Source organism: Wolbachia endosymbiont (group B) of Aricia artaxerxes, assembly GCF_964026975.1.
Taxonomy (GTDB): Bacteria; Pseudomonadota; Alphaproteobacteria; order Rickettsiales; family Anaplasmataceae; genus Wolbachia.
Genome location: NZ_OZ034718.1, coordinates 1,511,401 through 1,536,612, shown reverse-complemented (window position 1 = coordinate 1,536,612; position 25,212 = coordinate 1,511,401). Strand labels below are relative to the sequence as shown.

Annotated in this window: 29 protein-coding genes and 7 pseudogenes; 16 read left to right on the top strand and 20 right to left on the bottom strand. The window is 33.6% G+C overall.

Translation table 11 applies throughout. The features are described from left to right. Positions 1 to 100: 100 nt before the first annotated feature. The 4 genes from AAGE00_RS07120 to trmD all read right to left on the bottom strand — a co-directional run bounded on the left by AAGE00_RS07120 (position 101) and on the right by trmD (position 3,473). Positions 101 to 898 carry a phosphoribosylformylglycinamidine synthase subunit PurQ gene (locus AAGE00_RS07120; RefSeq protein ID WP_019236865.1) on the bottom strand — a complete coding sequence of 266 codons (798 nt, stop codon included), beginning with the start codon at positions 896 to 898 and terminating at the stop codon, positions 101 to 103. After that, positions 895 to 2,148, bottom strand: a complete 1,254-nt coding sequence (locus AAGE00_RS07115) for a PstA family ABC transporter permease (protein ID WP_007302279.1) — start codon at positions 2,146 to 2,148, stop codon at positions 895 to 897. The genes AAGE00_RS07120 and AAGE00_RS07115 overlap by 4 nt, the downstream gene beginning before the upstream one ends. 252 nt (positions 2,149 to 2,400) lie before the next feature. After that, entirely contained in the window at positions 2,401 to 2,778 is a 378-nt protein-coding gene (gene rplS, locus AAGE00_RS07110) for a 50S ribosomal protein L19 (protein WP_007302278.1), read from the bottom strand. Next, positions 2,775 to 3,473, bottom strand: coding sequence for a tRNA (guanosine(37)-N1)-methyltransferase TrmD (trmD, locus tag AAGE00_RS07105; RefSeq protein ID WP_213863878.1), 699 nt, complete (start codon positions 3,471 to 3,473; stop codon positions 2,775 to 2,777). The genes rplS and trmD overlap by 4 nt, the downstream gene beginning before the upstream one ends. Before the next feature lie 65 nt (positions 3,474 to 3,538). On the opposite strand from trmD, the gene purC reads away from it, so the two are divergent. Then, on the top strand, positions 3,539 to 4,261 hold the full coding sequence (purC, locus tag AAGE00_RS07100; protein ID WP_052264678.1) for a phosphoribosylaminoimidazolesuccinocarboxamide synthase: 723 nt from the start codon (positions 3,539 to 3,541) through the stop codon (positions 4,259 to 4,261). On the opposite strand, the gene purM is transcribed toward purC, so the two are convergent. Then, entirely contained in the window at positions 4,258 to 5,295 is a 1,038-nt protein-coding gene (purM, locus tag AAGE00_RS07095) for a phosphoribosylformylglycinamidine cyclo-ligase (RefSeq protein ID WP_019236866.1), read from the bottom strand. The genes purC and purM overlap by 4 nt on opposite strands. A 137-nt stretch (positions 5,296 to 5,432) precedes the next feature. Between purM and AAGE00_RS07090 the strand changes: the two are divergent. The 4 genes and pseudogenes from AAGE00_RS07090 to virB9 all read left to right on the top strand — a co-directional run. Continuing rightward, positions 5,433 to 5,705: pseudogene (locus tag AAGE00_RS07090) on the top strand (hypothetical protein); the annotation flags it as partial. Then, complete coding sequence (locus AAGE00_RS07085) at positions 5,679 to 6,059, top strand: histidine phosphotransferase family protein (protein ID WP_319803182.1); 381 nt, start codon at positions 5,679 to 5,681, stop codon at positions 6,057 to 6,059. The pseudogene AAGE00_RS07090 and the gene AAGE00_RS07085, both read left to right, overlap by 27 nt. Positions 6,060 to 6,331: 272 nt before the next feature. Further along, positions 6,332 to 6,750, top strand: a pseudogene (tnpA, locus tag AAGE00_RS07080) (IS200/IS605 family transposase). Between the two features lie 315 nt (positions 6,751 to 7,065). Further along, positions 7,066 to 7,851: a P-type conjugative transfer protein VirB9 gene (virB9, locus tag AAGE00_RS07075; protein ID WP_007302273.1), complete on the top strand. Its 786-nt coding sequence runs from the start codon at positions 7,066 to 7,068 to the stop codon at positions 7,849 to 7,851. A 7-nt stretch (positions 7,852 to 7,858) separates the two neighbouring features. Here the strand turns inward: virB9 and AAGE00_RS07070 are convergent. After that, positions 7,859 to 8,128: pseudogene (locus AAGE00_RS07070) on the bottom strand (ribonuclease HII); the annotation flags it as partial. 59 nt (positions 8,129 to 8,187) lie between these two features. Here AAGE00_RS07070 and AAGE00_RS07065 point away from each other — a divergent pair. Next, the gene (locus AAGE00_RS07065) at positions 8,188 to 8,523 is read left to right on the top strand and encodes an IS630 transposase-related protein (RefSeq protein ID WP_341813349.1); all 336 of its coding nucleotides are present in this window, start codon (positions 8,188 to 8,190) and stop codon (positions 8,521 to 8,523) included. Positions 8,524 to 8,533: 10 nt separating this feature from the next. Further along, a complete protein-coding gene (locus AAGE00_RS07060; protein ID WP_213864029.1) occupies positions 8,534 to 9,034 on the top strand; it encodes an IS630 family transposase in 501 nt (166 codons plus the stop codon). Positions 9,035 to 9,043: 9 nt separating this feature from the next. Here the strand turns inward: AAGE00_RS07060 and AAGE00_RS07055 are convergent. Both AAGE00_RS07055 and mraY read right to left on the bottom strand, forming a co-directional pair. Continuing rightward, a pseudogene (locus AAGE00_RS07055) lies at positions 9,044 to 9,373 on the bottom strand (ribonuclease HII); the annotation flags it as partial. Between the two features lie 5 nt (positions 9,374 to 9,378). Continuing rightward, positions 9,379 to 10,359, bottom strand: coding sequence for a phospho-N-acetylmuramoyl-pentapeptide-transferase (mraY, locus tag AAGE00_RS07050; protein WP_341815234.1), 981 nt, complete (start codon positions 10,357 to 10,359; stop codon positions 9,379 to 9,381). 157 nt (positions 10,360 to 10,516) lie between these two features. Between mraY and AAGE00_RS07045 the strand changes: the two genes are divergently transcribed. The 4 genes and pseudogenes from AAGE00_RS07045 to AAGE00_RS07030 all read left to right on the top strand — a co-directional run. After that, positions 10,517 to 11,506 (top strand): hypothetical protein, encoded by a 990-nt coding sequence (locus AAGE00_RS07045; protein WP_213863881.1) that lies wholly within the window; start codon positions 10,517 to 10,519, stop codon positions 11,504 to 11,506. Positions 11,507 to 11,566: 60 nt separating this feature from the next. Next, entirely contained in the window at positions 11,567 to 12,052 is a 486-nt protein-coding gene (locus AAGE00_RS07040) for a DNA-3-methyladenine glycosylase (protein WP_341815373.1), read from the top strand. A gap of 96 nt (positions 12,053 to 12,148) precedes the next feature. Then, a complete protein-coding gene (locus AAGE00_RS07035; protein ID WP_341815149.1) occupies positions 12,149 to 13,108 on the top strand; it encodes an IS5 family transposase in 960 nt (319 codons plus the stop codon). A 36-nt stretch (positions 13,109 to 13,144) separates the two neighbouring features. Then, a pseudogene (locus tag AAGE00_RS07030) lies at positions 13,145 to 13,246 on the top strand (3-methyladenine DNA glycosylase); the annotation flags it as partial. Between the two features lie 213 nt (positions 13,247 to 13,459). Here the strand turns inward: AAGE00_RS07030 and AAGE00_RS07025 are convergent. Continuing rightward, a pseudogene (locus tag AAGE00_RS07025) lies at positions 13,460 to 13,687 on the bottom strand (IS5/IS1182 family transposase); the annotation flags it as partial. A gap of 148 nt (positions 13,688 to 13,835) precedes the next feature. Next, entirely contained in the window at positions 13,836 to 14,855 is a 1,020-nt protein-coding gene (locus AAGE00_RS07020) for an Mrp/NBP35 family ATP-binding protein (protein WP_019236868.1), read from the bottom strand. 389 nt (positions 14,856 to 15,244) lie between these two features. Here AAGE00_RS07020 and AAGE00_RS07015 point away from each other — a divergent pair, with 389 nt between their 5' ends. Beyond that, positions 15,245 to 15,796, top strand: a complete 552-nt coding sequence (locus AAGE00_RS07015) for a hypothetical protein (protein WP_052264676.1) — start codon at positions 15,245 to 15,247, stop codon at positions 15,794 to 15,796. 79 nt (positions 15,797 to 15,875) lie between these two features. Here the strand turns inward: AAGE00_RS07015 and AAGE00_RS07010 are convergent. After that, a pseudogene (locus tag AAGE00_RS07010) lies at positions 15,876 to 16,256 on the bottom strand (IS4 family transposase); the annotation flags it as partial. Positions 16,257 to 16,765: 509 nt separating this feature from the next. Between AAGE00_RS07010 and AAGE00_RS07005 the strand changes: the two are divergent. Then, a complete protein-coding gene (locus AAGE00_RS07005) occupies positions 16,766 to 17,518 on the top strand; it encodes an ankyrin repeat domain-containing protein (RefSeq protein ID WP_007302265.1) in 753 nt (250 codons plus the stop codon). A 102-nt stretch (positions 17,519 to 17,620) separates the two neighbouring features. Here the strand turns inward: AAGE00_RS07005 and tyrS are convergent, their stop codons facing one another. Both tyrS and rsfS read right to left on the bottom strand, forming a co-directional pair. Then, complete coding sequence (gene tyrS, locus AAGE00_RS07000) at positions 17,621 to 18,883, bottom strand: tyrosine--tRNA ligase (protein WP_012481931.1); 1,263 nt, start codon at positions 18,881 to 18,883, stop codon at positions 17,621 to 17,623. A gap of 228 nt (positions 18,884 to 19,111) precedes the next feature. Further along, the gene (rsfS, locus tag AAGE00_RS06995) at positions 19,112 to 19,429 is read right to left on the bottom strand and encodes a ribosome silencing factor (protein ID WP_007302263.1); all 318 of its coding nucleotides are present in this window, start codon (positions 19,427 to 19,429) and stop codon (positions 19,112 to 19,114) included. 128 nt (positions 19,430 to 19,557) lie between these two features. Between rsfS and AAGE00_RS06990 the strand changes: the two genes are divergently transcribed. From AAGE00_RS06990 to AAGE00_RS06980, 3 genes are read left to right on the top strand one after another with little or no spacing between them, the layout of a single operon-like run. Further along, positions 19,558 to 20,157 carry an AAA family ATPase gene (locus AAGE00_RS06990; protein WP_052264674.1) on the top strand — a complete coding sequence of 200 codons (600 nt, stop codon included), beginning with the start codon at positions 19,558 to 19,560 and terminating at the stop codon, positions 20,155 to 20,157. Next, on the top strand, positions 20,150 to 20,638 hold the full coding sequence (locus AAGE00_RS06985; RefSeq protein WP_007302261.1) for an RNA pyrophosphohydrolase: 489 nt from the start codon (positions 20,150 to 20,152) through the stop codon (positions 20,636 to 20,638). Before AAGE00_RS06990 ends, AAGE00_RS06985 begins: the two co-directional genes overlap by 8 nt. Beyond that, a complete protein-coding gene (locus AAGE00_RS06980) occupies positions 20,628 to 21,416 on the top strand; it encodes a TatD family hydrolase (RefSeq protein WP_007302260.1) in 789 nt (262 codons plus the stop codon). The genes AAGE00_RS06985 and AAGE00_RS06980 overlap by 11 nt, the downstream gene beginning before the upstream one ends. 5 nt (positions 21,417 to 21,421) lie before the next feature. Here AAGE00_RS06980 and mdh read toward each other — a convergent pair whose 3' ends face one another. From mdh to AAGE00_RS06945, 7 genes are read right to left on the bottom strand one after another with little or no spacing between them, the layout of a single operon-like run. Continuing rightward, entirely contained in the window at positions 21,422 to 22,366 is a 945-nt protein-coding gene (gene mdh / locus AAGE00_RS06975) for a malate dehydrogenase (protein WP_007302259.1), read from the bottom strand. 3 nt (positions 22,367 to 22,369) lie between these two features. After that, a complete protein-coding gene (locus AAGE00_RS06970; protein ID WP_007302258.1) occupies positions 22,370 to 22,945 on the bottom strand; it encodes an NADH-quinone oxidoreductase subunit C in 576 nt (191 codons plus the stop codon). A 1-nt stretch (position 22,946) separates the two neighbouring features. Beyond that, positions 22,947 to 23,450, bottom strand: a complete 504-nt coding sequence (locus AAGE00_RS06965; protein WP_007302257.1) for a NuoB/complex I 20 kDa subunit family protein — start codon at positions 23,448 to 23,450, stop codon at positions 22,947 to 22,949. Continuing rightward, positions 23,441 to 23,794, bottom strand: a complete 354-nt coding sequence (gene ndhC, locus AAGE00_RS06960) for an NADH-quinone oxidoreductase subunit A (protein ID WP_213863882.1) — start codon at positions 23,792 to 23,794, stop codon at positions 23,441 to 23,443. Before ndhC ends, AAGE00_RS06965 begins: the two co-directional genes overlap by 10 nt. Before the next feature lie 17 nt (positions 23,795 to 23,811). Then, complete coding sequence (locus AAGE00_RS06955) at positions 23,812 to 24,180, bottom strand: HIT domain-containing protein (RefSeq protein WP_006014413.1); 369 nt, start codon at positions 24,178 to 24,180, stop codon at positions 23,812 to 23,814. Between the two features lie 6 nt (positions 24,181 to 24,186). After that, a complete protein-coding gene (locus AAGE00_RS06950; RefSeq protein ID WP_019236871.1) occupies positions 24,187 to 24,471 on the bottom strand; it encodes a hypothetical protein in 285 nt (94 codons plus the stop codon). A 3-nt stretch (positions 24,472 to 24,474) separates the two neighbouring features. After that, positions 24,475 to 25,209 (bottom strand): hypothetical protein, encoded by a 735-nt coding sequence (locus AAGE00_RS06945; RefSeq protein ID WP_007302253.1) that lies wholly within the window; start codon positions 25,207 to 25,209, stop codon positions 24,475 to 24,477. Positions 25,210 to 25,212 lie beyond the last annotated feature (3 nt).

Below are 25,212 nucleotides of genomic sequence, written 5' to 3'. Positions count from 1 at the left end.
AGAAAGCTACTCTGCAGATCAAAAATAAAGATTTATTGTCATCCTGATCAAGTAACTTTTTATGGTTTAAAAACTTGTTGTATGTAATGTATTGTAATACTTACGCAAAATATTTTAGTGCATTCTCAAATATGAGCATTCCATCACCATATTTTGGCATAGCCACTCCTGAACGTTTACATTTTTCTTTTTCAAGAGGCCAGTTGTCCTGCTGAGTAAAAAATATTCCTCTCTCTGGGTGAGGCATTAAAGCTAAAACTCTACCACTTTTGTCTGACAAAGCTGCCAGGTCGTATATAGATCCGTTTGGATTGTAAGGAAATTGTAAATTTGCATAGTCACCATTTTCATCAACGTAACGCAGTGCAACGGAATTATTTTCAATCAATTGATTCAAAGTATCTTGATCCATAAAAAATTTGCCTTCCCCATGAGCAATAGGGAGATATAGTTCACTCAGGCCCCGTAGCCAAACAGAATTACTCTGCGGATTAACTCTCACTCTAATCCAACGACATTGGTAATTACCTATATCATTAGAGGTTAAAGCTAGATTAGAGAATTCTGGAACTAACTTTACTAATATCTGGCAACCATTACATATCCCTATAATAAGCTTATCCTGAGATAAGAAATTTTGAAATTCGTCTAACAAGTTGTTTTTTATACGCAAAGCAAACGCATTACCAGCACCAGTGTCATCACCATAGGAAAAACCTCCTGGAATTGCAAGTATATTGCTTAATTTCAGTTCACTTGGATTATCTATAATATCATTAATGTGAACGATTTTTACTTCAATATTATTAATACCAAGCTTTCTGCTACATTCCATAAATGCAAATGCAGTTTCTTTTTCGCAATTTAAGCCATAACCAGATAGGATTGTAATTTTCATGAATCAAAAAACTCGAACTTTCTTTTTACAAAATTTGCTATTAAATTCAAAGCAAATAGCATTAACAATAAAGCTATAATTGCAATGGCAGCAAGCTCAATAAATGCAATTTCAGGACTACTTGACCATATGTATATTTGTACAGGTAAAACAGTTGCCGGATCGAAGAAGGATGTAGGTGTATCAGCAATAAATGCTACCATGCCTATCATAAGTAAAGGGGAAGATTCGCCTAAAATCCTTGCAATTGCAAGCACTGCACCATGTATTATCCGTGGCAACGCAATCGGTAAAGAGTGATCCAATATCACCTTGATGTGAGGTGCACCTAGCGCAAACGCTGCATCTTTTATTGCAATAGGAACGTTTGTAAAGGCATTTTTTGTTGCAATAATAATATTAGGCAGCATCATAAATGAAAGAGTCATCCCGCCAACAAGCGGTGAAGAACGGGGTAAACCAAATATGCCCAAGTAGAGAGTCAGTCCTACCACACCAAATATTATCGAAGGCACTGCAGCAAGGTTATTCATGCTAATTTCTACAATACTGGTTATTAGCCTATTTCTAGGCATAAATTCATAAAGACAGATACCTGACATAATTCCTATTGGCAATGCCAACGCTAAGCATACTATAATTGTCATTAATGAACCGATAAATGCCCCTAAAATCCCTGCATTCTCAGGCTCACAAGAATCAGACTTAAGAAACAGAGACTTATTAAAAAATTTTCTTACTCTTCCCTTCTCTTTTAACCAATCAAGTAATTTAGCATAATGATCATTCAAATGTTTATATTTATTTATTGAATTAATTATACTTGACGCGGTAAACCAGATCTCATATTCACCACTATCTTTTACTTTCTTATGAAAAAATTTCTCTAGTTCTTTGTAAGAATTACGACTTAAAATTTCGTCACCGTCTTTAAAATCAGTTCCTTCAAACACCTTACGTAAAGAATTGTTGAGTAAGCCAATGGACTTATATCGTAAATCACCAGGATTATTAGTTAAAATAAGATCAGCATTTATTTCAACTGGTAATAAAATTTTCGTTACTGTTAAAGCACTGTAAGAGTTAACTAATATACTTAGTAATATACATATAGGACACCCAATTGAGACAATCAGTGCTGTAAAAGAGCAAAAGCATAAAATGTTGTTCTTTTTATTTTTTCTTTTTACACGAGCATGTACGCGCTTAGATTGAAGTAACTTAAGAAAGTTTTTCTTTATTATACCCATTTACTTTTCTTTACATGAGGATTTGAAAAGACTTTCCCCTTTTTCCAGTGCTTGAACTGAGATCTAACAGGCTTTGCCTGCAAATAATTTTTATATTTTCCATGAAAGCACAAACCAAAAGGAGAATCTGGATCCCAGTGTCAAACATTGGGATGACACCACAGCAGGAGGGAAAGTACAGTTGTGCGCCACACACTGGGATAATAAGAGAGAGTTTTGAGATGATACAATTGACATCACTCCCTATTGTATCTACTTAGATTTTTTTTTAACATAAGTAGTACGTTCTTTGATCCTTGCAGCTTTCCCAAATAGCTTGCACAGATAATATAATTTTGCTCTACGGACCTTTCCCTTTCTCATCACTTGTACTGAAATTAATGCAGGAGAGTAAACAAAAAATTGTGATACTATACTTTCTCCATGACTTACCTTTCTAACTGAAAAAGAAGAGTGTAATCCACGATTTCTTTTTGATATACATACGCCCTCAAATATCTGTATACGCTCACCCGTACTATCAACTACCTTAAAAGTGACCTTCAAATCATCGCCAGGACAAAAAGCTGGCATCTCTTTGGCTAACCTTTGTATTTGTTGTTCGTTAAATTTTTCAAGTAAGTTTGTCATTTATCATCTCCATTCAACAATTCAGGTCGACGTTCCTTTGTTCTAACATATGACTGTTCCCTTCTCCAATCACTTATTTTTCTGTGATTGCCAGACAACAGAACCTCAGGAACTTTGTACCTACTCCACTGCTCAGGTCTAGTATATTGAGGATATTCAAGTATACCACCACTATAACTAAAACTTTCTTCAGCAACGCTATCGAAATTATTTACTACACCTGGAAGAAGCCTAATACATGCATCAAGAACCACCATCGCAGCTGGCTCACCTCCCGAAAGTATATAATCTCCAATACTTAACTCATAAGGAGTATACACATCAATTACTCTTTGGTCAACACCTTCAAATCGACCACACAATATTGTTACATGAGGAATTTCTGTTAACTCCTTCGCAATTCTCTGATTAAATTTTGTACCAGATGGAGTCATATAAATAAATCTAGTATTTTTATGAGCAGAAAGCACATTATCAACTGCATTACCAATCACATCTGGGCGCATAACCATCCCTGCTCCACCTCCATATGGAACATCATCCACAGTTGAATGTTTATCTTTAGCAAAAGAACGAATATTTACTATTTCAAGATTCCATATTTTTTTTTCCAACGCTTTTCCGGCAAGAGAATAGTTCAAAAACCCGGGGAACATTTCTGGAAATATGGTTAACACTGTAACACTAAACGTCATTAGCAAATTTGTAGTAAACTAAGCAGCAATTTGATATTATCTTATAGTATACAGCTAAATTAATCATGTCACTGAATAAAACGATATACGAAGGTAAAGCCAAAGTCATTATTGAAACTGAAGACTCATCAACTGTTATACAGTACTTTAAAGATGATGTTACAGCATTCAATAAGGAAAAATATGAAATTATTGAGGGCAAAGGAATAATTAATAATCATGTTAGTGCTTTTATCATGGAAAAGCTTGAAGAAGCAGGAATTAGCACGCACTTTATAAAAGCTCTAAACGAAAGAGAACAGCTAGTCAAAAAGCTCAAGATAATACCTCTTGAGGTAGTGGTTAGAAATATTGCAGCTGGCAGCTTTTGCAAACGTTTTAATATCAAAGAAGGTGAGGCACTTACATCTCCTATAATCGAGTTTTTTTACAAAAATGATGACCTAGCTGACCCAATGGTGAATGAAAATCACATACTATATTTTGGTTGGTTATCCCATAAAGAAATGGAAGAAGTTAAAACTACAACTTTAAAGATCAACAAAATCTTAGTCGACCTATTTTCAAATGCAAATATATATTTAGTTGATCTCAAGTTAGAATTTGGCAAATTGATAAACAACAGCACTAAAATCATTTTAGCCGATGAAATCAGCCCTGATAATTGTAGGCTATGGGATAAAAATACTCATAAAAAGCTAGACAAAGATGTTTTCCGTTTAAATCTAGGAAACTTAAAGGAAGCATACTCAGAAGTTGCAAAAAGACTGTCGGTAAAGTTAGACTAACTAAATACTACTCTATCAAGTGGAGGCTGACATGCTTCATCAAGTTTTCCAATAATCTCAATTTTTTCTCCACGCTTTTGGAAATGGCTTTCCACATCCTTCATATTATCGGGATCTACAATCAGTACTATACCTATGCCGCAATTAAATGTTTTTAACATTTCTCTCTTTTCTATTTTACCTTCTTCTTTCAGCCATAAAAATATATCTGGCCATTTCCAAGAATTAATATTTATGTCTACAAATAAATTTCCTGAGAGAATTCTTGGAATATTGTCTATTAACCCGCCACCTGTTATATGCGCAATGCCTTTTACCTTTGGCATAATAGGCAACAAAGAATCAACATATATCTTTGTTGGCTTAAGTAATATTTCACCCCAAGATTTATTATTCCATGGAGATATATCATTATAATTTATACCTAAGCTTTTAAAAATATGGCGCACCAAAGAAAATCCATTTGAGTGAATTCCATTTGATTCTAAACCAACTACACAGTCACCTGCTTTCATTATACTACAATTTGGAAGAATTTGCTTTCGATCAACAACACCAACCACAAACCCTGCAAGGTCATAGTGATTGTTACCATACATTCCAGGCATTTCTGCAGTTTCTCCACCAACTAATGCTATTTTAGATTCCTTGCACCCTTCTGCAATGCCCTGGATTACAGACAATAAAACGTTTTTGTTTAAAACGCCTGTTGCAAAGTAATCAAGGAAAAATAAAGGTGTTGCTCCTTGTGCAAGTAAATCATTTACACACATTGCAACTAAGTCTATACCTATAGTATCATGCTTATTCACCTCTTGAGCTATTAATAGTTTTGTGCCCACTCCATCAGTTGAGGAAACAAGTACTGGATGGTCGTATTTCTTACTCAGCGAAGAAAAGTCAAACAATGCGGAAAATGATCCTACTTCACTAATTACTTCTTCTCCTTTAGTCTTTTCAATAATAGGTTTAACTTTTTTTATTAGTTCATTATATAGTTTAAGGTCTATTCCAGATTTAGCATAAGTATTCATAACGCCTTCACAAATCTTATAATTATTAATACTACATTAATGCTTTGACACAAAAAGCGCAACGAAACTTTCTCTTAAATTGACTACTACATGCCTACCAATATAGGGTTAACTTAAATCATTTATACTTTTATCCAATGAATAAAAACATAATGTTAATAACAGAGTGCCTATCAGGACGAATTCTTCATGATTTTGCTAGTTCTATGCAAGGAATAGTGGGTGGATTGGAAGAGCTTGAAGAAAACAACCCTAATATGCAAAACGAAGCATTGTCATTGCTTAAAGAAAGCTCCGATGATTTAATATATAAATATAAAGTTATGAAGCAAGCGTATTCTCATTCATCAGATAATTGCAGCTTTGTTAAGACTAAATCCAATATAGAAAATTATTTATTAAAAAAAAAAGTAAAGCTTCAGTGGAGAGTAAGTGAATGTCCTACAGAAAACTTAATTGAAAAAATAAATAAGATAATTTCCAATATGGTGATAACTATAATCAGTGCAGTGGCACAAATTGAATTAGTGTCTATTTTACTGACTAAAACAGAAGATAAAACACTACTCACTATAAAAGTAGTAAATGAACATAAATCAATAAGTACATTATTAGTGAGCAAATTAACAAAAAAAAATGATATTCGTTTGGATACAAAAGACATTATCATCTATATGACTTCTTTACTGTTAGAACAGTATAACACTAAAATCAATTGCACTTGTGAAAGTAATTCACTGAATATAGGCTTAACTATAACTTGAGATGGCTTCATATTTCATAAAAGGGAATCGATACTATAAATTTGAATCTTGGGTAAGGAAAGGAAAAATTTTGTGGAGTAACTTAGACATAAAATCTGTAGTTAATTTGCAGGAAGTATTAAATAAACCATACGCGTCAAGTTAAGGAAATATCGTGAAATATAGCAACATTTGAGATGGGCATTTTATTGTCCCAAATTTGGGAGAAAAACCCTGGACTTGAAGTCCATCCTTTTAAGAATATAATTTTAAGGTGAAAAATCTGAAAGAATGTGGAATATTATAGAAAAAGCAGTCACTCTGTATATATATCACATAGTGTGGATAACAAAATATCGATATCCAGTACTAGTTGGAGATATTGGACAGAAAGCTAAAGAAGTTGTACAAGAAGTATGTGCAAATAATCAAGTAGAAATTATCAGAGGTAGAGTTGCGTCAAGTCATGTACACGTATACGTTTCTGTACCCCCATACTTAAGTATTAGTAAGTTAGTGCAGTTAATAAAAGGAAAAAGTTCCAGAAAAATCCAGCAAAACTTTCCAGAGCTAAAAAAGAGATATTGGGTTGTGGGCAGTAGGCTAGTTTGTCAGGACTAGCGGAAATGTAACTGACGAAATGATAAAAAATTATATTGAAAATCACTCTAAAAAAGAAGATAAATTTGGTGACTTTCAAGTCGAAAGTTAGCATTCTATGCTCTCTCTCAATCTTTGGATTTTAATCCATAGTGGTTGAATTGTTACATTTATTTTTTTAGGGAGTTCTTATCTAGAAGAAGATAATTTTTTCAGAAGAATCTATAAATTAATAACTTTATTTAACACTCCCTAATTTACCTCACAACTCATTTTAACATATATGAAAATAATGTTTAAAGAATTTTTTCCTGCAGTAATGAATTATTATGAAGCTTGCATTTTCTGTCGCTTACTACTGGGATAGCTTGACAGTTGCAGTACATGTCTATCAATGATAAAATAAAGATCAGTTTATTTTGATACTATGATTAGGGTACTCTTTGTTGCACTATTATTTTTTTGTGGTGGTTATGCACTTGCAAAACAGGAACCAAGACCAATAGCTGGTGATAACCACATAAAGGTAATGAATTATAATCCACAGGCTATACATAAGTACACGGGCTTTTATGGTTATCAATCCAGCATATTGTTTGAGCCAGGGGAGGTAATAGAGAGTCTTTCAATGGGTGATGCAACCGGTTGGCAACTCCTTCCTCAAGGTAATAGATTATTTATTAAGCCTATAGATGATATTGCCGATACTAATGCAACTATAATTACCAATAAAAGAGTTTATTATTTCGAGTTTCATGCTGAAGAAGCAAACGGGCTAGATGATCCAAGGTTAGCATATGAAGTAAGGTTTCTTTATCCACTGTTCAACAGTGATGAAATTTATTCAACGAGTAACGGTGATATTCTAGAGCAAGCTAGTCATACCACTATCCCTGATATAAGTGATATTGAGGTTATAAAGAAAGGCTTGAATTTTAACTATTCCATCTCGCACGTTAAAGGCAGTCAATCAATAATACCAATTAAGGTTTTTGATGACGGAAAATTTACATATCTACAATTTAATAAAATAAACTCTGATTTCCCGGCAGTTTTTATGGTTGATTCTGCAGGATATGAATCCTTGATAAATTTTCGTACAGTTGATGACTACCTGATAATTGAAAGAGTAAGCTCGGTATTTACCTTAAGAAACGGATCAAGCACAGTCTGCCTGTTTAATGAAAACATACCTTTCAAAAAAGGTAAGTGATTAAAGGCTATAGTATTCTTATAGGTGCAAAATTCTTTCTATGGTGCTTCGTAATTCCATGAAGGCCAATAGCGCTGAGGTGTTCTTTTGTTCCATATCCCTTATTTTTATACCAATTATATTGAGGATGTTTATTATGCAATTCTTCCATAAGCCGATCTCTTGTAACTTTTGCAACGATTGAAGCAGCTGCGATTGATATACTTAAGCTATCACCATTCACTATAGATTTTACTTGCCATTTTACTTCAGGTGGTTGATTACCATCAACTATAGTATTTCCTAAAGTAAATGATAAAGGTATAATAAAGTATTTGAGTTATAATGGCATATAGTGTGGATTTAAGGGAAAAGGCAGTATTGATGATAGAAAAAGGTAAGACAAAGGTTGAGGTAGCAGAGCTTATGGAGATAGGAATAGCAACTCTGTACCGTTGGTTAAAAAAGAAAGCTGCTGGTGAAAGCCTCAAGCCATCTAAAAACGGTAGCTTTATTCGAAAAATAGACCCCAAAATACTCGAAGAATATGTTACAAAGAATCCAGATCATACTCTGGCAGAGATGAAACAAAATCTTGGATTTGGAATAAACTCAATTTGGTATAGACTAAAACAGCTAAAAATTACTTTAAAAAAAAGTCACACTATATCAAGAGCGCAATCAAGAAGATAGGGAGCAATTTATTGATAAAATCTCAAAAATAGACCATTCCAGCATCTTATATATAGATGAAGCAGGAGTTGATAATAAGTTATACCGAGAATATGGACGCGCTCCAAGAGGAAAGAAAATTTATGCAGATATTCCAGGGAGAACTCGAGAGAGAATCAGTATAGTAGCCGGGTGGATTGGAAAGAGATTTATTGCACCAATGACTTTCAAAGGTGGGTGTGACAAAGAGGTATTCAATACATGGTTGGAGAAGATGTTATTACCTACATTGCCACTTGGCACAACTATAGTTATGGATAATGCTACATTTCATAAGACCACTAAAACAAAATCATTAATAGAGTCTTTTGGCTGTCATTTGCTGTATCTTCCAACATATTCACCAGATTTGAATCCTATAGAATACTGTTGGCATACCATCAAAAGCCGCCTCAGACCTCTCATGTATAAATATACAGACTTACAGCTTTTGGTTGGTAATACCATAATGGAACTTTATCATCCATTTTAGAAAATACTATAGCACATAATCTAGTTCTAGATTCAAGTTTGCCAACGCACGTTTCATTGAAAGCTTTGTTGCTTGCAAAATATTGTATGAGTTTATTTCTTCTACGCTTGCCATTCCTATACCAAATTTTGCAACAGACGTTATTTTTTCGTATAGAACTTGCCTACACTTAGGGGTTAGCTTTTTTGAGTCGTTTATTCCATCAATAACCGTATCTCTATCAGTAAATATTACAGCTGCAGATATCACTGGACCGGCAAGCGGACCTCTTCCAACTTCATCTACTCCTGCTATAATTCCTGATAATGTATCTTCTAATGTGAAATCTGGATATTTCATAGTTCCTATAATAAGAAAGTTAAAGCAAAAATCGAACAAGCAATAGAAATTATCCAAAATTTTATAACTATTGTATTTTCTGACCACCCTTTCTTTTCAAAGTGATGATGTATTGGTGTCATAAGGAAAACTCTTCTTCCTGCTCCATATCTAAATTTTGTATATTTAAAATATGATACCTGAATAATCACAGATAAAGTCTCTATTACAAAGATTATTCCAATAACGGCAAAAAGCATTTCTTTTTTAATTAGAACACTAGTGAGTCCTAAAGCTGCACCGATTGATAGGCTTCCAACATCACCCATAAATATTTTTGCTGGATGTGTGTTAAACCACAAGAAACTTAAAATAGCTCCTATAAATGCAATGCAGAATAAAGTAATGTTTACATCTGTCTGAGTGATGCATGCAATTAGCCCCAAAAAAGCAAAGGAAGTAATGGCTTGAGTTGCAGCAAGGCCATCTAGGCCATCTGTAAGATTCACAGCATTAGAAGAGCCGACAATTACAAATGCAGCAAACGGAAGATATAGATAGCCAAGGTCGATTGCTACTTCTCTAAATAGAGAAATTTTTGTAAAACCTTCAGCAGATTGTAGCTTAAGTATAAACATACAGACCAGAGTAACGACAAACTGAATAAGTATTTTGGTTTTTGCACTTAAACCTCGGTGGTGATTTGTCTTCAATTTTAAATAGTCATCAATAAATCCAAGTAGAGCAAAAAATAGAGTTATAAATACCAGCAATGAAATTTCTGGTGTTAATTGAGTCCAAAGCAGGATTGGTAATAAAGCAGAAGTTAGTATTATTATTCCACCCATAGGTGGTATATTCTTTTTTGTTATTAAATGACTTTCTGGTCCATATGATCTGATTGGTTGTCCATCTTTACTTATCTTTTTTAGAAGTTTTATAAAATAGGGAAAGAGAATAAACCCAAAAATAAATGAGATAAAAAACGTCTTTGTAGATGAGATCACCTGCCTATTCAAAATTAACTAGATATTATACCAAAAGCTTTACCTAATCTCAATTTATACCTTTTTATCAGCTCATTTTATTTGGAGTAAATTTAGTTATTGATTAGCTATAGCAAAGTTTACATACTGATATTTAGTTAATGGTAAGAGGTAGCATATGTTAGATTATATTAAAAAGCTTTTGTGGGCTACTACAGTACCTGATAATGAGAGTAGAGTTAAAAGTTCTTACATGCATATAGTAGAGAAACCTTCTTTTGGTGATGCAGCTTCAAAGTTGAGTAAGGAAGAAAGGTCAGAAGAGCATCTTGTTCTTCTAAAAGGTAAAGGCAATAGCTCTGGTACAACTGTAACAGAAGGATCGTCTAGTATTCAGAATGCAGTATCAGGCAAGAACAAGCGTGAATATATTAAATTAGACAGTGATGAAGAATGGGATAAATTCTTTAAGTTACAGAATGATCCAGACACTAATACTACAAACAAAGAACCTTTTTCTCCGAAGAAAGGAGAATCTCACTATCATGGTAAAGAGATTGTAGGCAAGATTGCTGACCAAATTAAGGCAGAGATATCGAAGGTATATACCATAGAGTCCATAATGATAAAAGAAGGCAAAAGGGAAGGTAATATTGTTTACCCCACCGTGAGAGTTGTGCTACATGCCAATAAAGAAGGAGTAGATATAGCTAAACTTCTAGGCGGTAGTATATGTAAAGAGTATGGTGTAAGAACAATTACATTTTGTCATCCTAATCAAGAAAAAAAGAGAGGGGCATGTTGCTATATTAATAATGATAGTGATAATGAGGAAAGAGTTTATGAAATAATTAGTGGGTTATATGAAATGACTTTAAAGTGGTATGTTGATGGAAGAGAATGCAAAATTAAAGTTAACATTGATGGTAATAATGGTGTAACTCTCCTTGAAGGCAACGGTGTTACTGCAGAGCAGTTGCGTGCAAATAAAGAAGTCAAAATAGGTAAGAGACGTGAACCAAAATCTTTATATGAAGCGTTAGTACCGCAATTGCAACAAAAGAGCTCTGAATCAGTCAAGGTTTTACAGCAGCCTTCAACAGATGTAACAAATGTGACAACAACACCAACTTCTACTTCTCAGAGATGTAGGTATCCTCTTATCTAAATAAGGAAAAGCGAAAATAGTATGAGTTGCTTGCAAATGTAAGTAACTTGTACTTCTATGATGAATAACACAATATTACCAAGAAATTTCTATGAACGGCCAACTTTAACCGTAGCTGGGGAGCTGCTAGGCAAGATGCTGAAATTTTCTAATTTTAGTGGAATAATAACTGAAGTTGAAGCGTATATAGGAATGGATGACCCAGCTTGTCATGCAGCAAGAGGCTATACTAATCGAACCTCAGTAATGTTTGGTACGCCAGGGTTTTCGTACGTATATTTTATATATGGAATGTACTATTGTCTAAATATTGTAACAGAAGCAGAAGGATTCCCAGCAGCAGTGTTAATACGAGGATTAAAGCTCACTGAACCGCTTGAAGCAAATTTAGGCGGGCCAGGCATACTGTGCAAAAAATTAAACATTACAAAAGAACATAATAAACAAGACCTTACTATAAGTCATGAATTTTGTCTCTATGAATATCACCTCAAACCAGATTATGTGTGCACTCCAAGAATCGGAATGGCTTTGTTGCATAGCTAGTGTTGGTTGAGGTTATTGTAAGAAGAAAAGCTTTTTAATATATGGCTACTAACGAATTTTGTTGTAAAATAGGCATTTTTCAAACAAGTACAACTTATGCCACAAAAAATGAGAGTAAGTAACCAAAGAGAATATAACGAGTTTCTCAAAAAAAGAGGAAATGTTTTTCATTTTGTTAATCAAGCCATAGAAAATTGGTATGAAAATAGTCCAAAAGTTGCAGGTGGCAATAACACTTATAGTGATAAAGTTGTAATTTTAATACACATAATAGTTCATCTTTTTAGAATTGGCTTGAGACAAGCTGTAGGTTTTGTAAAAGGTTATATGGTACAAATAGGCAAAAAACTTAAGATTATCAGCTATACACAAGCTTCCAGAAGATTTAAAAAGCTTAATTTGAAGATTGATGACCATAGAAGCAATAAAGATGATCTGGAAAATGTTGAAATTGCCGTAGATAGCACTAGAGTTAGTATCTACAATAATAACGGTGGGCATAGTAAGCTTAATATTCGAAAAAGAAAATACAGTGGTTATGGTCAAGTAAGAAAATTACATGTTGTTTTAAACATAAATGATAAGAAAGCAATAAGCATGAACTACACTAGTGGTGTTGCTGTAGACTATTTGCCGGTCTGCGATATGTTAGAAGAAGTCAGTGATAAATATAACATTTGTTCTATTCGAGCAGATGCGGCTTATGATATAAAAAGTGTGTATAAAGAATGCAGAAAATACAATATTGTGCCTATTATTCGCCCTAGGAAGGATACTAAAATTTGTTTAGCTGACTACTTATCAGAAAGAAACAAGTATATTAGTAGAATTAGGTCATATGAGAATTATGAAGATGGTATTAATGAATGGAAGAAAAAAGTTAAGTATGGAGCACGGTCTTATATTGAAGTCTTTTTCTATAGGTTGAAGCAAATATTTGGGTTTGGCTTGAAAAATAAATCAGAGGTAAATCGTGAAAAAGAGCTGTTAATTAAGTGCTACTTATTGAACAAATTTACTGATATAGGTATGGCTGAATTTAAATTAGCTGCGTAAATTCACTGTGATTTACATGCCTATCAGTGCTATGCAACAAAGCCAATCGGAATTAGTAAAGGCAAGGAGAAATTTTGGCGATTTAAAAGTTGCGTTTTAGCAGACATGCCTAAAATCACACTCAACAATAAATATTAGACCTCCTGCATAAACTAGATAAAAAGGCAAATAGCCTTTTATGTTTACCAACAATAGACTTCTTGGATAACCTAAGGATATTTTTTGATCTTCTATGGGGGAGTTGAACATTCCCTTTTTATAAAACTTTTGCATACTCCTATTTAACTTTAATAGCTCTTTATCTTCCTGAAATCTGGATGTTTTATCAATGCATCTTCTATTCAGCCGTTAGCAAGAACTTTCACTTATTCCATAGCTTTGCACTATATGGAAATATGTACGGTATTTACACAAATATTCGAGTGCTATTAATAAATATATTTGGTTTTCCTCCTCTTGCCTTTTTCTTGGCCTCTTCCTCTATTAAAATTTCTATTATTTTTCCAATGTTTTTCTTTTTACTCCTCTTAGTCTTCGAAGCTTCTCTTCATCAAGTTTACTTATCTGCTCAAAATTTATACCTTCCCTAATATTGCTTCTACTACTTGTTTCTTAAGTTATCCAAGAAGTCTATTGTCTGTTCAGATACGAGGTAGCTGCTGCCATTTGAAATATTTTATTCACCTAAAATTACATTCTACCTATTTTAAAGTAGTTTAAAAAAACTTTATAGACTGCATACAAAAGACCTAACATCTTTAGCAATGCCTTCATAAATCCTTACTAAATCCTCACTTAGTATTGAAGGATTTCCACAATCAGAAGCACTACATATTTGCGGATCTAGAGGAACTCTGCTCAAGAGTTTGACTCCCAGCTCTTCAGACATTTTTTTTGCACCACCTTTTCCAAATATGTGTATTTTTGAATTATCTTGAACAAAATAGCTCATATTTTCCACAATGCCGATAATTGGCACGCTGAGCTTTGTGAACATATCATAAATTTTTTGTGCATCGATTAAAGCAAGCTCCTGTGGAGTTGAAACTATTATTGCTCCAGTTAAACTAAAATTCTCCATCAGACTTAAATGTACATCGCCAGTGCCAGGCGGTGTATCAATGATTAAATATTCTATATCAGACCACCTTGTTCCCATTAGCAAATTGTAAAGTGCTTTTGTGATCATAGGTCCACGCCATATTACTGCGCGGTCCTTATCAATAAAATAGCCAATTGAAATAGTATAGAGACCATGTTTCTCTATAGGCATTGCTTTACCACTCTGTATTTCTGGTTTTAATTTCTCAGTGCCCAACATTTTAGGAATCGAAGGACCATATATATCTGCATCAACTAGCGCAACTTTATGTTTTAATTCTGCTAACGAAAGAGCTAGATTTAGTGCAACTGTCGACTTACCCACACCTCCTTTACCAGAAGCAACGACAATTATATTTTTCACTCCTTCGATATGAAGTTTAGCTTTTTGTTGCCTAGCTTGTTTTTGACCAGTAGCAACTACAGTAACCTTTCCTACTCCCGGTATCGCCTTAACAGCTTGCTCACAATTTTTTCTTAATTCTTCATTTGGCTCAGTAACTTCAAGAGCAAAAGCAACATCTTTACCCTTAATAACAATTGAGGATACTACACCAACATTCTTACCACTTTTCTTCTCTATAACCTTTTTTAGGCTCTCTCTTACGATTTCCTCATTAACCTGTGTAAAATTTTTCCAGAACATATGATGAAATTTTTTCTATTGGTGTATACTAACATAGAATAATTAAACTGCACTGACTTTAAAACGAGGTTACAAGAATATGCTAAATCATCAAAATTTAACACGAAAACAAAAAGATTTGTATTTTTAGCTAAAAAGATCTATATGGAATGGAAGGAGCATCAGCGATATCTTGGAAGCAGTTTCAGGAAATGATTTACTAAAGTTCTTATCACTTGATATACTACACAATTTCCAAGAGGTGGGGAACGCACTTTAACACTACTTAGCCTAGCTATACATAGAGACAATAATGAATGTGTTAATTCTATTTAGAACAAGCTCAAAACAATGGTATACTACAAGATATTCTTACTGCTCCAAATATTATAAACTATCAAAATGGTTTGATGTACACCTTAACATCGCTTGGCTTTGCCATACATCATAATAAGGGAAGGTATATTAATGTTATTTTAACAACAGCCCAAGAAAATGGTATATTACAAGATATTCTTTCTTCTAGAAATATTGTACAGTATTTAAGTATTATAGCGTGTACTTTAACGCCACTTAACTTTGCTATATATAAAGGCAATAACGAATGTATCAATTCTATTTTAATACGAGTTCAAAACAGTGATACACTACGAAATATCTTTACTTCTAAAGATATTGTGCAGTTTCCAGGCGTGACGTATGTCATTAAACCATTTGCCTTTGCTATATATAAAGGTAATAATGAATGTGTCAATTCTACTTTAATACGAGCTAAAAATAGTAGCATGCTACAAGATGCATTTACTGAAGTAAGTACTGTACTGTTTCCATATGGTAGATATACTTTGAATGCTTGTGAGCTAGCTGTAGTTGTTAATGAGAACAATGCTAGTATTAGGACTGCATTAGATAATGTATCTATTTCTTCTAGGTATGTTAGAGAAAATAGCAAAGTTAATTAATTTCTTAAGTAACTCTTTCTTGCAAGTACTACTTTTTTATGTATCTGTTCAGGCAATGGCGTTAACTTAAGAGAATGAATTAGCAAGCTCTCCTAAAGACATTATGGCGTTTAGGCTTATCTACTTTATTGCGGCTATACAATCTTCACGTTAACTTTAGTGCGTATTTTAAAAAGGGCTTGAAAGTTTTTTGGTGCTAATAAGCACCTGATAAAGTTTCTGTCTCATTACACCAAATAAAACTGAAAAATTTAAACGATACTCAGCAATTTGATCTGGGTTCCAAGGCTCTTGTGCATTACACATATGAAGTATTGCACATGACCAAGTTTGCACAAAATTCTTGTTTCTAAATTTATCCCAGAAAAATTCTCTAATTCTGCTTCTACTTTGAGTCGTTTATAGCACTCCTCTATGTGACACTTAATAGATAAGCTTTACTGATATCTTCTTTATTGAAATAAAATAGAAACCAAAGGTCCTATTTTTTACAGTATTTTATTCCTTAACATCTTTTCTTAAGTTGACGCTATTGGGCTTTGTTGCATCGCTATCTACGATGAATAAAAGATAAAATGTAGAATATCAGTAGCTTATTATTCTAGCATTTATAGTAAGGACAATCAGTAAATATCTAAATTTAAGTAAAAGAAGTTTTACTATCATTCACTAATCTAGCTAGAATTCAAGAATTTCAATGCTTTAGCTATTTTAAGTAGAATTAAATTTACTAGTACAAACAATAAATTACTATTCTTAAATTTAATCAGATAGATTGCAAAAAATAAGATTTTCAATAAGCTGCTTGTATAGTTAGCCTTTCATAGATAGTGATGCAACAAAGCCCGCTGGAATCTAGTTCATATTATATATTTATCTGATAAGTTCCATGTATGTGTAATTTATTTAAATTGACTTCTTATCATATAATTAAATACATTATTGAAAATTAAAGGTAAGGTTATAGCAATGGAAATTTCAAATTGGCACGAATTATTGAGTTTAGTTAATGTTGACAAAGATTTAAGCAAAGATAACGTAATTGAAAAAATACAAAATGAGCTGAAAAGATATTCAAAGGAATATGAAGAGTGGGAAAAGTCTGGCTTTGATATAAATTATGTGTTTAAAGATGGTGAAAAAGCGACTCTTTTGCACTTGGTGGCTTCCTTTAACCTAGAAAATATAGCGAAGGCTCTCATGGAAAAAAGGGCAAATGTTAATGAAAAAGATGTAAAAGGAGATACTCCTTTACATAATACTACTTATCTTGATAGTATAAACATAGCAAACGCTCTCATAGAAAAAGGTGCAGATGTTAATGCAATAAATATATGGAGAAGGACTCCTTTACACTATGCTGCTTTATTTCGCAGTATGGCCATAATAGATGCTCTTGTAGAAAGAGGTGTCAATGTTAATGCAGTAGATATGTGGGGAGAGACTCCTTTATACTATCTTAATTGTCCAGCAATTAAGAAAGGGTGGATTGCCGGTGGAGTAACTGCATTATTAGGTACTGCTATATCTATAGCACTTTTTACAGCCGGAGCAATTACAGCTGAGTTAATACCTATAGTTATAGCAGTAGTTGCAATTACAGCAACAGCATTAATAGTTGGCAATGCTATATATAAATTGTCAAAGCCTGACACTCAAGTTGATAAACCAATCTCAGCAAATCGACAGCAAGAAACTGCTAGCGATAGTAGGGTTGCCTAGCGATTCTGCCACAGTGTCAGCTGCTTTAATGATATCCATTTGTTCCTATAATTGTCTTTTCTTGGCTACCTTATTTTGCTATTCTGCTGAACAGAGACAAATTTACTTTCTTACTTCACTCACTAAAATTTTAATATGTCGTTTCTTTCCTGCAGATAATTTTATAAATGGCTGACCTTTAAAGCTTTCAGAGTTTATTGTATAGTTAACATCGTTTATAGTATTATCATTAACTTTGCATCCATTGCCTTGTATTAAACGCTTTGCCGCACCTTTTGAAGGTTCAAAACCGGTGTCATACAGCAGGTCTATCAAGGGTATACCATTTGCAATTTGTTCTTTTGTAATAGTGTAACCAGAAAGCAATGAACTGTCTTCATTTTCAAAAGCAGAGATTGCAGCAGATCGTGCAAGTTCGGCTTCTTTGCAACCGTGACATATTTTCGTCACTTCTGTTGCCAAAACCTTTTTTGCTTCGTTTGTTTCTTGATCCTTCAAGGACTCTAGTTTTTTAATTTCATCAATTGGTAAATCAGTGAAAAGTCTCAAGAAACGACCAACATCTTGATCATCAACATTGCGAAAATATTGCCAGTAATCATAAGAATTTAGCATGCTGCCATCAAGCCATACTGCCCCACTTTCAGTTTTGCCCATCTTTTTTCCTTGTGCGTTTAATAAAAGAGGTGTGGTAAGACCAAACAGCTCAGGTAAATTTAACTTTTTGCTAAGTTCAATTCCGTTTACTATATTTCCCCATTGGTCTGACCCTCCAATCTGGAAACGACAGCCATACTTTTTATTCAACTCGACAAAATCATAGGCTTGTAACAACATGTAATTAAACTCGAGAAAGCTTAGATTTTGCTCCCTATCTAGCCTAATTTTCACACTATCAAAGCCTAACATGCGATTTACAGAAAAATGTGTCCCTATATCACGCAAAAAGTCTATATATTTTATGTTATCTAACCAATCTGCGTTGTTTACTATGATTGCACCAGTTTTTCCATAATCGAAAGATATCATCTTCTCGAGGGTTTTCTTTATACCAAGTATATTTTGATTGATATCTTCTATCGGCAAGACGCTTCTTGCTTTGTCTTTACCAGATGGGTCACCAATTTTTGTTGTGCCACCTCCAAGTAGAACTATTGGCTTATAACCGAATTTTTGTAGGTGACGGAGCATCATGATTTGAATGAGACTGCCAATATGCAAACTTGGTGCCGTACAATCAAACCCAATGTATGCAATTATATAATTATCTTGTGATAATAGCTGGTCTAACCTATCAATGTTTGTACATTGATATAGGTATCCTCTTTCTTGAATGAAGTTTAAAAACTCGGATTTATGTTTCATAATATGTTATTTTGTGTGTAAACGGTGTTGTTAACGATGGTGTCATTCCAGTGCTTGACGCTGGAATCCAGTTTATTATGAAATTTCATCAAAAATGTTGTATAGTGTGCTCGTTTATGATTAAGTTTTCTAGATTCCAGCGTCAAGCACTGGAATGACACCACCAACTTCATAAGGGTTGCCTTCAAAATTACAACATTTGAAAGTGTATACCAGCTACCTGGATAATCAATTCCATAACTCTTCTATCTTATAATATTCTCTTACTTCTGGCCTGAATAGGTGAACCATTATACCTTGAAAATTCACAATCACCCAGTTACCTTCATCCATACCTTCTACATCTATTTTATCATATTGCTTGAGATTTTTCATCACGTGCTCAGCTAATGCTTTTACATGGCGGCTCGAATCACCGGATGCAATGATCATATATTTTGCAATGACAGTTTTATTCTGTACATCAAAAGTAACTATATCTTGACCTTTGTTTTGATCTATTACATCTACAATTGTATTTTTTATTGATTCTGTATCACCATTCATTATTCTAAATTATATAATTTATCTGTAATGATACACTCAAAATTTCTGAATATGAACTATTTTTGATATGTTTCTAGTGTAACGTTTATAATACATATATTTGTAATATATGATAGTTTTCTGATGGTATGATCATTTACTTAATCGGATTTCCGGGTAGTGGCAAACTTACGATTGCAAAAGAGCTGTGTAATATTATTGATGGGGTGATAGTAGACAATAACCTGTTTAATAATATTATATTTGATATGATTGACTTCAGAAATGCTGAGGTTACAAGTGAAATATGGGAAAAAATTTTTGTGATTAGAGAGAATATGTTAGCAATATTGGAAAAATACCATATAGAATCAAAGCATTATATATTTACAAACGAATTGATAAAAGGTGATTCCTATGATCAAAAAGTATACAACTCAGTGGTGAATTTAAGTAAAAAAATGAACGTGGAGATTCTCCCTGTGGTGTTATATTGTAATAGTGGAGAACTAGTAAAGCGCGTTCAATTAAAGGAAAGAGAGCAGGAGAGAAAAATTACTGATTCAGATTTTGCTATGAGAAGAATTAAAGGAAAGAAACTATTTGTCCCTCAAGGTTCACTTGAAATTGATAGCTCAAACTTAAGCGCAAAAGAAGTTGCAAAAAAAATTGTTGAAAAAATGAATAGTAAAAAAGTAGTTGGAACTTCTATGATAGATAATTTAGCAACAGAGAGTATTTGTGATTAGTGAGGAGAAAGAGTATCGCCCTTGTGTTGGCATAATGTTATTTAACAAACAGGGAAATATTTTTATTGGAAAACGTTTTGATAGTGACTCTTATTGGCAGATGCCACAAGGAGGAGTTGATGAAGGTGAAGAGCTAGAGCAGGCAGCGCTACGTGAGCTATTGGAGGAAGTTGGTACTGATGAAGCAGAAGTTGTGGCTCAAAATAAAGAGTGGATATATTACAACTTACCCGAGGAAGTTATACCGATATGCTGGAATGGGAGATATTCTGGCCAAAAGCAAAGGTGGTTCTTAATGAAATTTTGTGGGAAGGATAAGGATATTAATATTAACTATACTGATCATCCAGAGTTCAAAGAGTGGCGTTGGCAAAATGTGGATGATTTGGTAGCCAGTGCTATACCGTTCAAAAAAGAAGTTTATAAAAAAGTGATAGAAGAGTTTTCTTCTATCATAAAAGGATCTATTTATGATAGTTGATTCTCATTGTCATCTAATTTATTTTTCTGATGATGAAATACCAAAGGTAATTTCAAGAGCAGAGCAAAATGGTGTGAGAATTTTGCATAACATATGTATAAGCATTAATGATATCCCTAAATTATTAAAAATCTCTTCATCCTATGATCAAGTCTACTGCTCCGTTGGTATACATCCGCTTGATACTACTGTGGAAAAAGGTGAGTGTATAAATGCTGATGAATTGATTGAATTTACTAAGGGCAAAAAGGTAATTAGTATCGGTGAAACCGGATTAGATTTTTATAAATCTGATAACAAAAGCAATCAAAAAAAAAGTTTTGCATCACACATAGAAGCGGCAAAAGTAACAGGATTACCTTTAGTTATTCACACTAGAAGTGCTGATAGTGAGATGATTGATATGTTAAATTCAGAAATGAAGAAGGACGCTTTTAGTGGAGTAATGCATTGCTTTGCTTCTTCTAAAGAGCTTGCTTATAAGGCTATGGACTTGGGATTATACATTTCATTTTCTGGAATTATTACTTTTAAAAATGCGAACTTACTAAGAGAAATTGCACAAAATGTGCCACGTGAGCGTGTTTTAGTTGAAACTGATGCACCTTACCTGTCACCTGAGCCTTACAGAGGAAAAAAAAATGAACCAGCAATGGTGAAATACGTTGTGAATTGTTTAGCGAAATTATGGAATGAATCGCCAGAAGAAGTAGCAAAAATAACTACAAATAATTTTTTTAGACTGTTTTCGAAGCTTGAGCTCAAAGAAATTCTATAGGGCAATTAATTTAGCTGACAGAGCTCTTTTACTGCACTTACAGATTTATAAAACATCTCTTGTTCACTATCGTTCATTTTAACTTCTAGAACTTTCTCAACTCCATTTTTGCCAATAATAGTAGGAACACCAATGAATAAGTCTTTCACACCATATTCACCATTAAGATAAGCAGCGCATGGTAATATACGCCTTTTATCTTTTAAGTATGATTCTAGCATGCTTATGGCTGAAGATGCAGGAGCATAGTATGCAGATCCAGATTTAAGTAGATCAACTATTTCTTTTCCACCATTACGAGTGCGCTCAACTATTTCATCAACTTTTCCTCGCGTAATCACACCCATCTCAATGATTTGGGTAAGTGGAATGCCAGCAATTGAAGCATAATTGATTAGTGGTACCATAGTGTCACCATGTCCTCCAAGCACAAAAGCAGATACATCTTCGACAGAAATATTTAACTCACTTGCAAGAAAATAACGAAAACGAGCAGAGTCAAGCACTCCTGCCATACCAACAATCATATTAGTTGGCAGGCTTGAAGATTTGTATACTACTGAAACCATAGCATCTAAAGGATTGGTAACCACTATTACAAATGCGTTTGGAGAATGTTTTTTAATATTTTCCCCAACCTCTTTCATTACTGCAGCATTAGTTTGCAGAAGGTCATCTCTGCTCATTCCAGGTTTTCTGGCAATGCCAGCAGTTATTATAATTGCGTCAGAGTTTTTTATATCTTCATACCTATTTGTACCAGTAATATTGACATTAGATCGATCAATAGGAGATGATTCTGTAATGTCAAGTGCTTTACCTTGTGGTATTCCATCGCTTACATCAAGCAAAATAACATCTCCTAGCTCTCTTAGTGCAATCATATGGGCAAGAGTCCCACCGATATTTCCTGCACCAATCAAAGATATTTTTTTTCTTTGTGCTGTCATTTTCTACTCCTTTATATTTACTTTTGTGGCTTTACTAACTTCCCAAGGGGATAAGCTGTCAAACATACGAAAATCTTGTGGTAAGTCTATAGGATTATATACAACCTTTTTTGCCTCTATATCGTATCTTACTTCCTCGTAGCCAGTGAGAGGAAAATCTTTTAACATTGGATGACCTTTGAATCCATAATCCGTTAAAATCCTACGTAAATCTGGGTGATCAGAAAACTCTATTCCATACATATCAAATACTTCACGCTCAAACCACGAAGCTGCGTTAAATATCTTTGCTACACTTAGAGGTATATCACCTTCACATAACTGAAGCTTTATGTGCACTCTGATATTGTGTACAACGCTGAGCAAATTGTATATTAGCTCGAAACGTTTTTCTCTATCTGGGTAATCAACTCCAAAAACGTCAACTAATAATTCAAGCCTACACTTTTCATCATCACGTAGAAAGAGTAAGTGATTTTCAATGTCATTCAAAGCTGAATATATTACAATAGTGCCATCATTTTTCTGAATACATTCACATTTAGTCTTTTTTTGTATGTATTTTGCAGTTTTATCCATGCTATATATTTTTAGTTCGTTTTATTTTATTTTGTAGACATAGCATTCCATATAGCAACGCCTCAGCAGTTGGAGGGCATCCAGGAACATACACATCAACTGGCACAATTCTATCGCAACCACGGACTACTGAGTAAGAATAATGATAATAGCCACCGCCATTTGCACAACTTCCCATAGAGACGACGTATTTGGGATCTGCCATTTGATCATAAACTTTACGCAATGCTGCTGCCATTTTATTAGTTAACGTGCCAGCAACAATCATAACATCTGCTTGCCTTGGGCTTGCACGAAAGATTATGCCATATCTATCAAGATCATAACGACTGGATGCAGTGTGCATCATCTCTACTGCGCAACATGCAAGACCAAATGTCATTGGCCACAATGAACCAGACCTTGCCCAGTTCATTATATAATCTATTAAATCGCCAAATTTAGTGATAAGAAAACCTTCTTTTTTGTAACGATTCCAGTCGCCATTAGATAAATTTATTCCCATTCCAACGCACCTTTACACCACTCATAAATAAAGCCTATAGTAAGTATTGCAAGGAATATCATCATAGACCAAAATCCGCAATAGCTTATTTTAGATAAAGAAACGGCCCAAGGGAAAAGAAAAGCAATTTCTAAATCGAATATTATGAACAATATTGCAACTAAGTAAAATTTTATGTCGAAACTTTTTCTGGCTCTTGATAAAGGATTAAAGCCACACTCATATGTAGAAAGCTTTTCACCATCTGGGTTACTGACTGCAAGAAACATAGGTAATACACCTAAAGTAAAGGATACTACAATTAATACACAGATAAAAATTAATATGGTTAAATATTCACTCATTTAAAAAACATATAACACTATGAATTTACATGCTTTCCTAATCTTTTACCACCTAAAATATGTATGTGAAAGTGCGGTATAACTTGCTCTCCATCTTTACCGTGATTAGTAACTAATCTATATCCTGTTTTTTCTAAGTTATATTTATGTGCTATTTCTCTAACAGTTTTAAAAAAACTTACTATTTCCTCTTCGGAAGCTTTCAGAACAAAATCATCGTATGAAACGTATTGAGCTTTTGGTATAACTAGAATATGAACTGGTGCATCAGGATACTTATCACGAAAAGCCAGCACATTTTCATTTTTATGTATTTCCTCATAAGACAACTCACCTCTTAATATCTTAGCAAAGATATTAGTGTCATCATAAGCTGTACTACCCATACTTTATTAAATTCCTGGTCCTCTTCTATTTTGCTTATGATTTGGTGTAGAAGGTGGGCTTATTGCTGCTTCGCTAGAAGCATCTTCAAGACTTGAAACGTCGTCTTTTAGCTGTATATCTTGTCCACGCAAAATTGACCCATAGTCCATTTGGTGTCTTTTTGAAAAAGTTTCTATTCTATTTGCCCTTCTTGCAGCAATAACTTCTGGTTGTAAATGATACATATCTCCAGGAACAGTTAGGCTATGATACCTTTCCTCTATTTGAACTTCTTTCATAACACTCTCCATAATTTATTTCCCCCTACCTCTTATGCTTTCGCAACTTTCAAAATCTTGTTTAATAGCTTTTTGCCAATTATTTAAAATTTTCTCTGATGACTTTTCTTTATCCATAGGCCTTACAACTTCCTGTGACTTCTGCTTTTTACTATCATATCCACTATACAACTTTTCTGCAATACCATACAGCAATTTCCGATCTGTGTGAACTTTAAACTCTCCACCAGTAATTTTTGCCAAATTTTTAAGATCACAATCAATCTTATTATAAATTCCTTCAAGAGCGTACTTTTTCATTACTTTTTCATCCATACCTAGATTTTTATCTTTTATTTCTTGGATAATTTTTTCAACATCAACTTCAATTACAATTTTGTTTTCTTCTCTAAAAATAGTTATATTGGGCAGATCTTCCCTTATTTCATCTAATTTCTCTGGACTCAAGTAAGGTATATCCCCCGTTAAAGTTCTTGACGCTAAAAAACTTACCTTACCTTTTTCTTGTTTTGTTATTTGTATGCCGAGGTACTTACTAGCTTCTGTGGTTTTTATAGGTGGGTCATATTTCTCTTCTTCTTTAGGCAAATCACTCACAGCATTTTTTAATGAAACTTTAGCATCATGCTTCATTTCATCAATTGAAGCAAACGGTTTCTTCATAGGATAAATAAGTGCTTTAGGCACAAGAAAAAACACGCCTTTTATCTTAGCCAAAATAGACTTTTTATTTGACTCATCTTTTGCCATACA

Bases quoted from the DNA above. Each gene is read 5' to 3' on its own strand.
- AAGE00_RS07120 (WP_019236865.1), bottom strand. From the start codon at position 898: ATGAAAATTACAATCCTATCTGGTTATGGCTTAAATTGCGAAAAAGAA.
- AAGE00_RS07115 (WP_007302279.1), bottom strand. From the start codon at position 2,148: ATGGGTATAATAAAGAAAAACTTTCTTAAGTTACTTCAATCTAAGCGC.
- rplS (WP_007302278.1), bottom strand. From the start codon at position 2,778: ATGACAAACTTACTTGAAAAATTTAACGAACAACAAATACAAAGGTTA.
- trmD (WP_213863878.1), bottom strand. From the start codon at position 3,473: ATGACGTTTAGTGTTACAGTGTTAACCATATTTCCAGAAATGTTCCCC.
- purC (WP_052264678.1), top strand. From the start codon at position 3,539: ATGTCACTGAATAAAACGATATACGAAGGTAAAGCCAAAGTCATTATT.
- purM (WP_019236866.1), bottom strand. From the start codon at position 5,295: ATGAATACTTATGCTAAATCTGGAATAGACCTTAAACTATATAATGAA.
- virB9 (WP_007302273.1), top strand. From the start codon at position 7,066: ATGATTAGGGTACTCTTTGTTGCACTATTATTTTTTTGTGGTGGTTAT.
- AAGE00_RS07045 (WP_213863881.1), top strand. From the start codon at position 10,517: ATGTTAGATTATATTAAAAAGCTTTTGTGGGCTACTACAGTACCTGAT.
- AAGE00_RS07040 (WP_341815373.1), top strand. From the start codon at position 11,567: ATGAATAACACAATATTACCAAGAAATTTCTATGAACGGCCAACTTTA.
- AAGE00_RS07035 (WP_341815149.1), top strand. From the start codon at position 12,149: ATGCCACAAAAAATGAGAGTAAGTAACCAAAGAGAATATAACGAGTTT.
- AAGE00_RS07020 (WP_019236868.1), bottom strand. From the start codon at position 14,855: ATGTTCTGGAAAAATTTTACACAGGTTAATGAGGAAATCGTAAGAGAG.
- AAGE00_RS07015 (WP_052264676.1), top strand. From the start codon at position 15,245: ATGTACACCTTAACATCGCTTGGCTTTGCCATACATCATAATAAGGGA.
- AAGE00_RS07005 (WP_007302265.1), top strand. From the start codon at position 16,766: ATGGAAATTTCAAATTGGCACGAATTATTGAGTTTAGTTAATGTTGAC.
- tyrS (WP_012481931.1), bottom strand. From the start codon at position 18,883: ATGAAACATAAATCCGAGTTTTTAAACTTCATTCAAGAAAGAGGATAC.
- rsfS (WP_007302263.1), bottom strand. From the start codon at position 19,429: ATGAATGGTGATACAGAATCAATAAAAAATACAATTGTAGATGTAATA.
- AAGE00_RS06990 (WP_052264674.1), top strand. From the start codon at position 19,558: ATGATCATTTACTTAATCGGATTTCCGGGTAGTGGCAAACTTACGATT.
- AAGE00_RS06980 (WP_007302260.1), top strand. From the start codon at position 20,628: ATGATAGTTGATTCTCATTGTCATCTAATTTATTTTTCTGATGATGAA.
- mdh (WP_007302259.1), bottom strand. From the start codon at position 22,366: ATGACAGCACAAAGAAAAAAAATATCTTTGATTGGTGCAGGAAATATC.
- AAGE00_RS06970 (WP_007302258.1), bottom strand. From the start codon at position 22,945: ATGGATAAAACTGCAAAATACATACAAAAAAAGACTAAATGTGAATGT.
- AAGE00_RS06965 (WP_007302257.1), bottom strand. From the start codon at position 23,450: ATGGGAATAAATTTATCTAATGGCGACTGGAATCGTTACAAAAAAGAA.
- ndhC (WP_213863882.1), bottom strand. From the start codon at position 23,794: ATGAGTGAATATTTAACCATATTAATTTTTATCTGTGTATTAATTGTA.
- AAGE00_RS06955 (WP_006014413.1), bottom strand. From the start codon at position 24,180: ATGGGTAGTACAGCTTATGATGACACTAATATCTTTGCTAAGATATTA.
- AAGE00_RS06950 (WP_019236871.1), bottom strand. From the start codon at position 24,471: ATGGAGAGTGTTATGAAAGAAGTTCAAATAGAGGAAAGGTATCATAGC.
- AAGE00_RS06945 (WP_007302253.1), bottom strand. From the start codon at position 25,209: ATGGCAAAAGATGAGTCAAATAAAAAGTCTATTTTGGCTAAGATAAAA.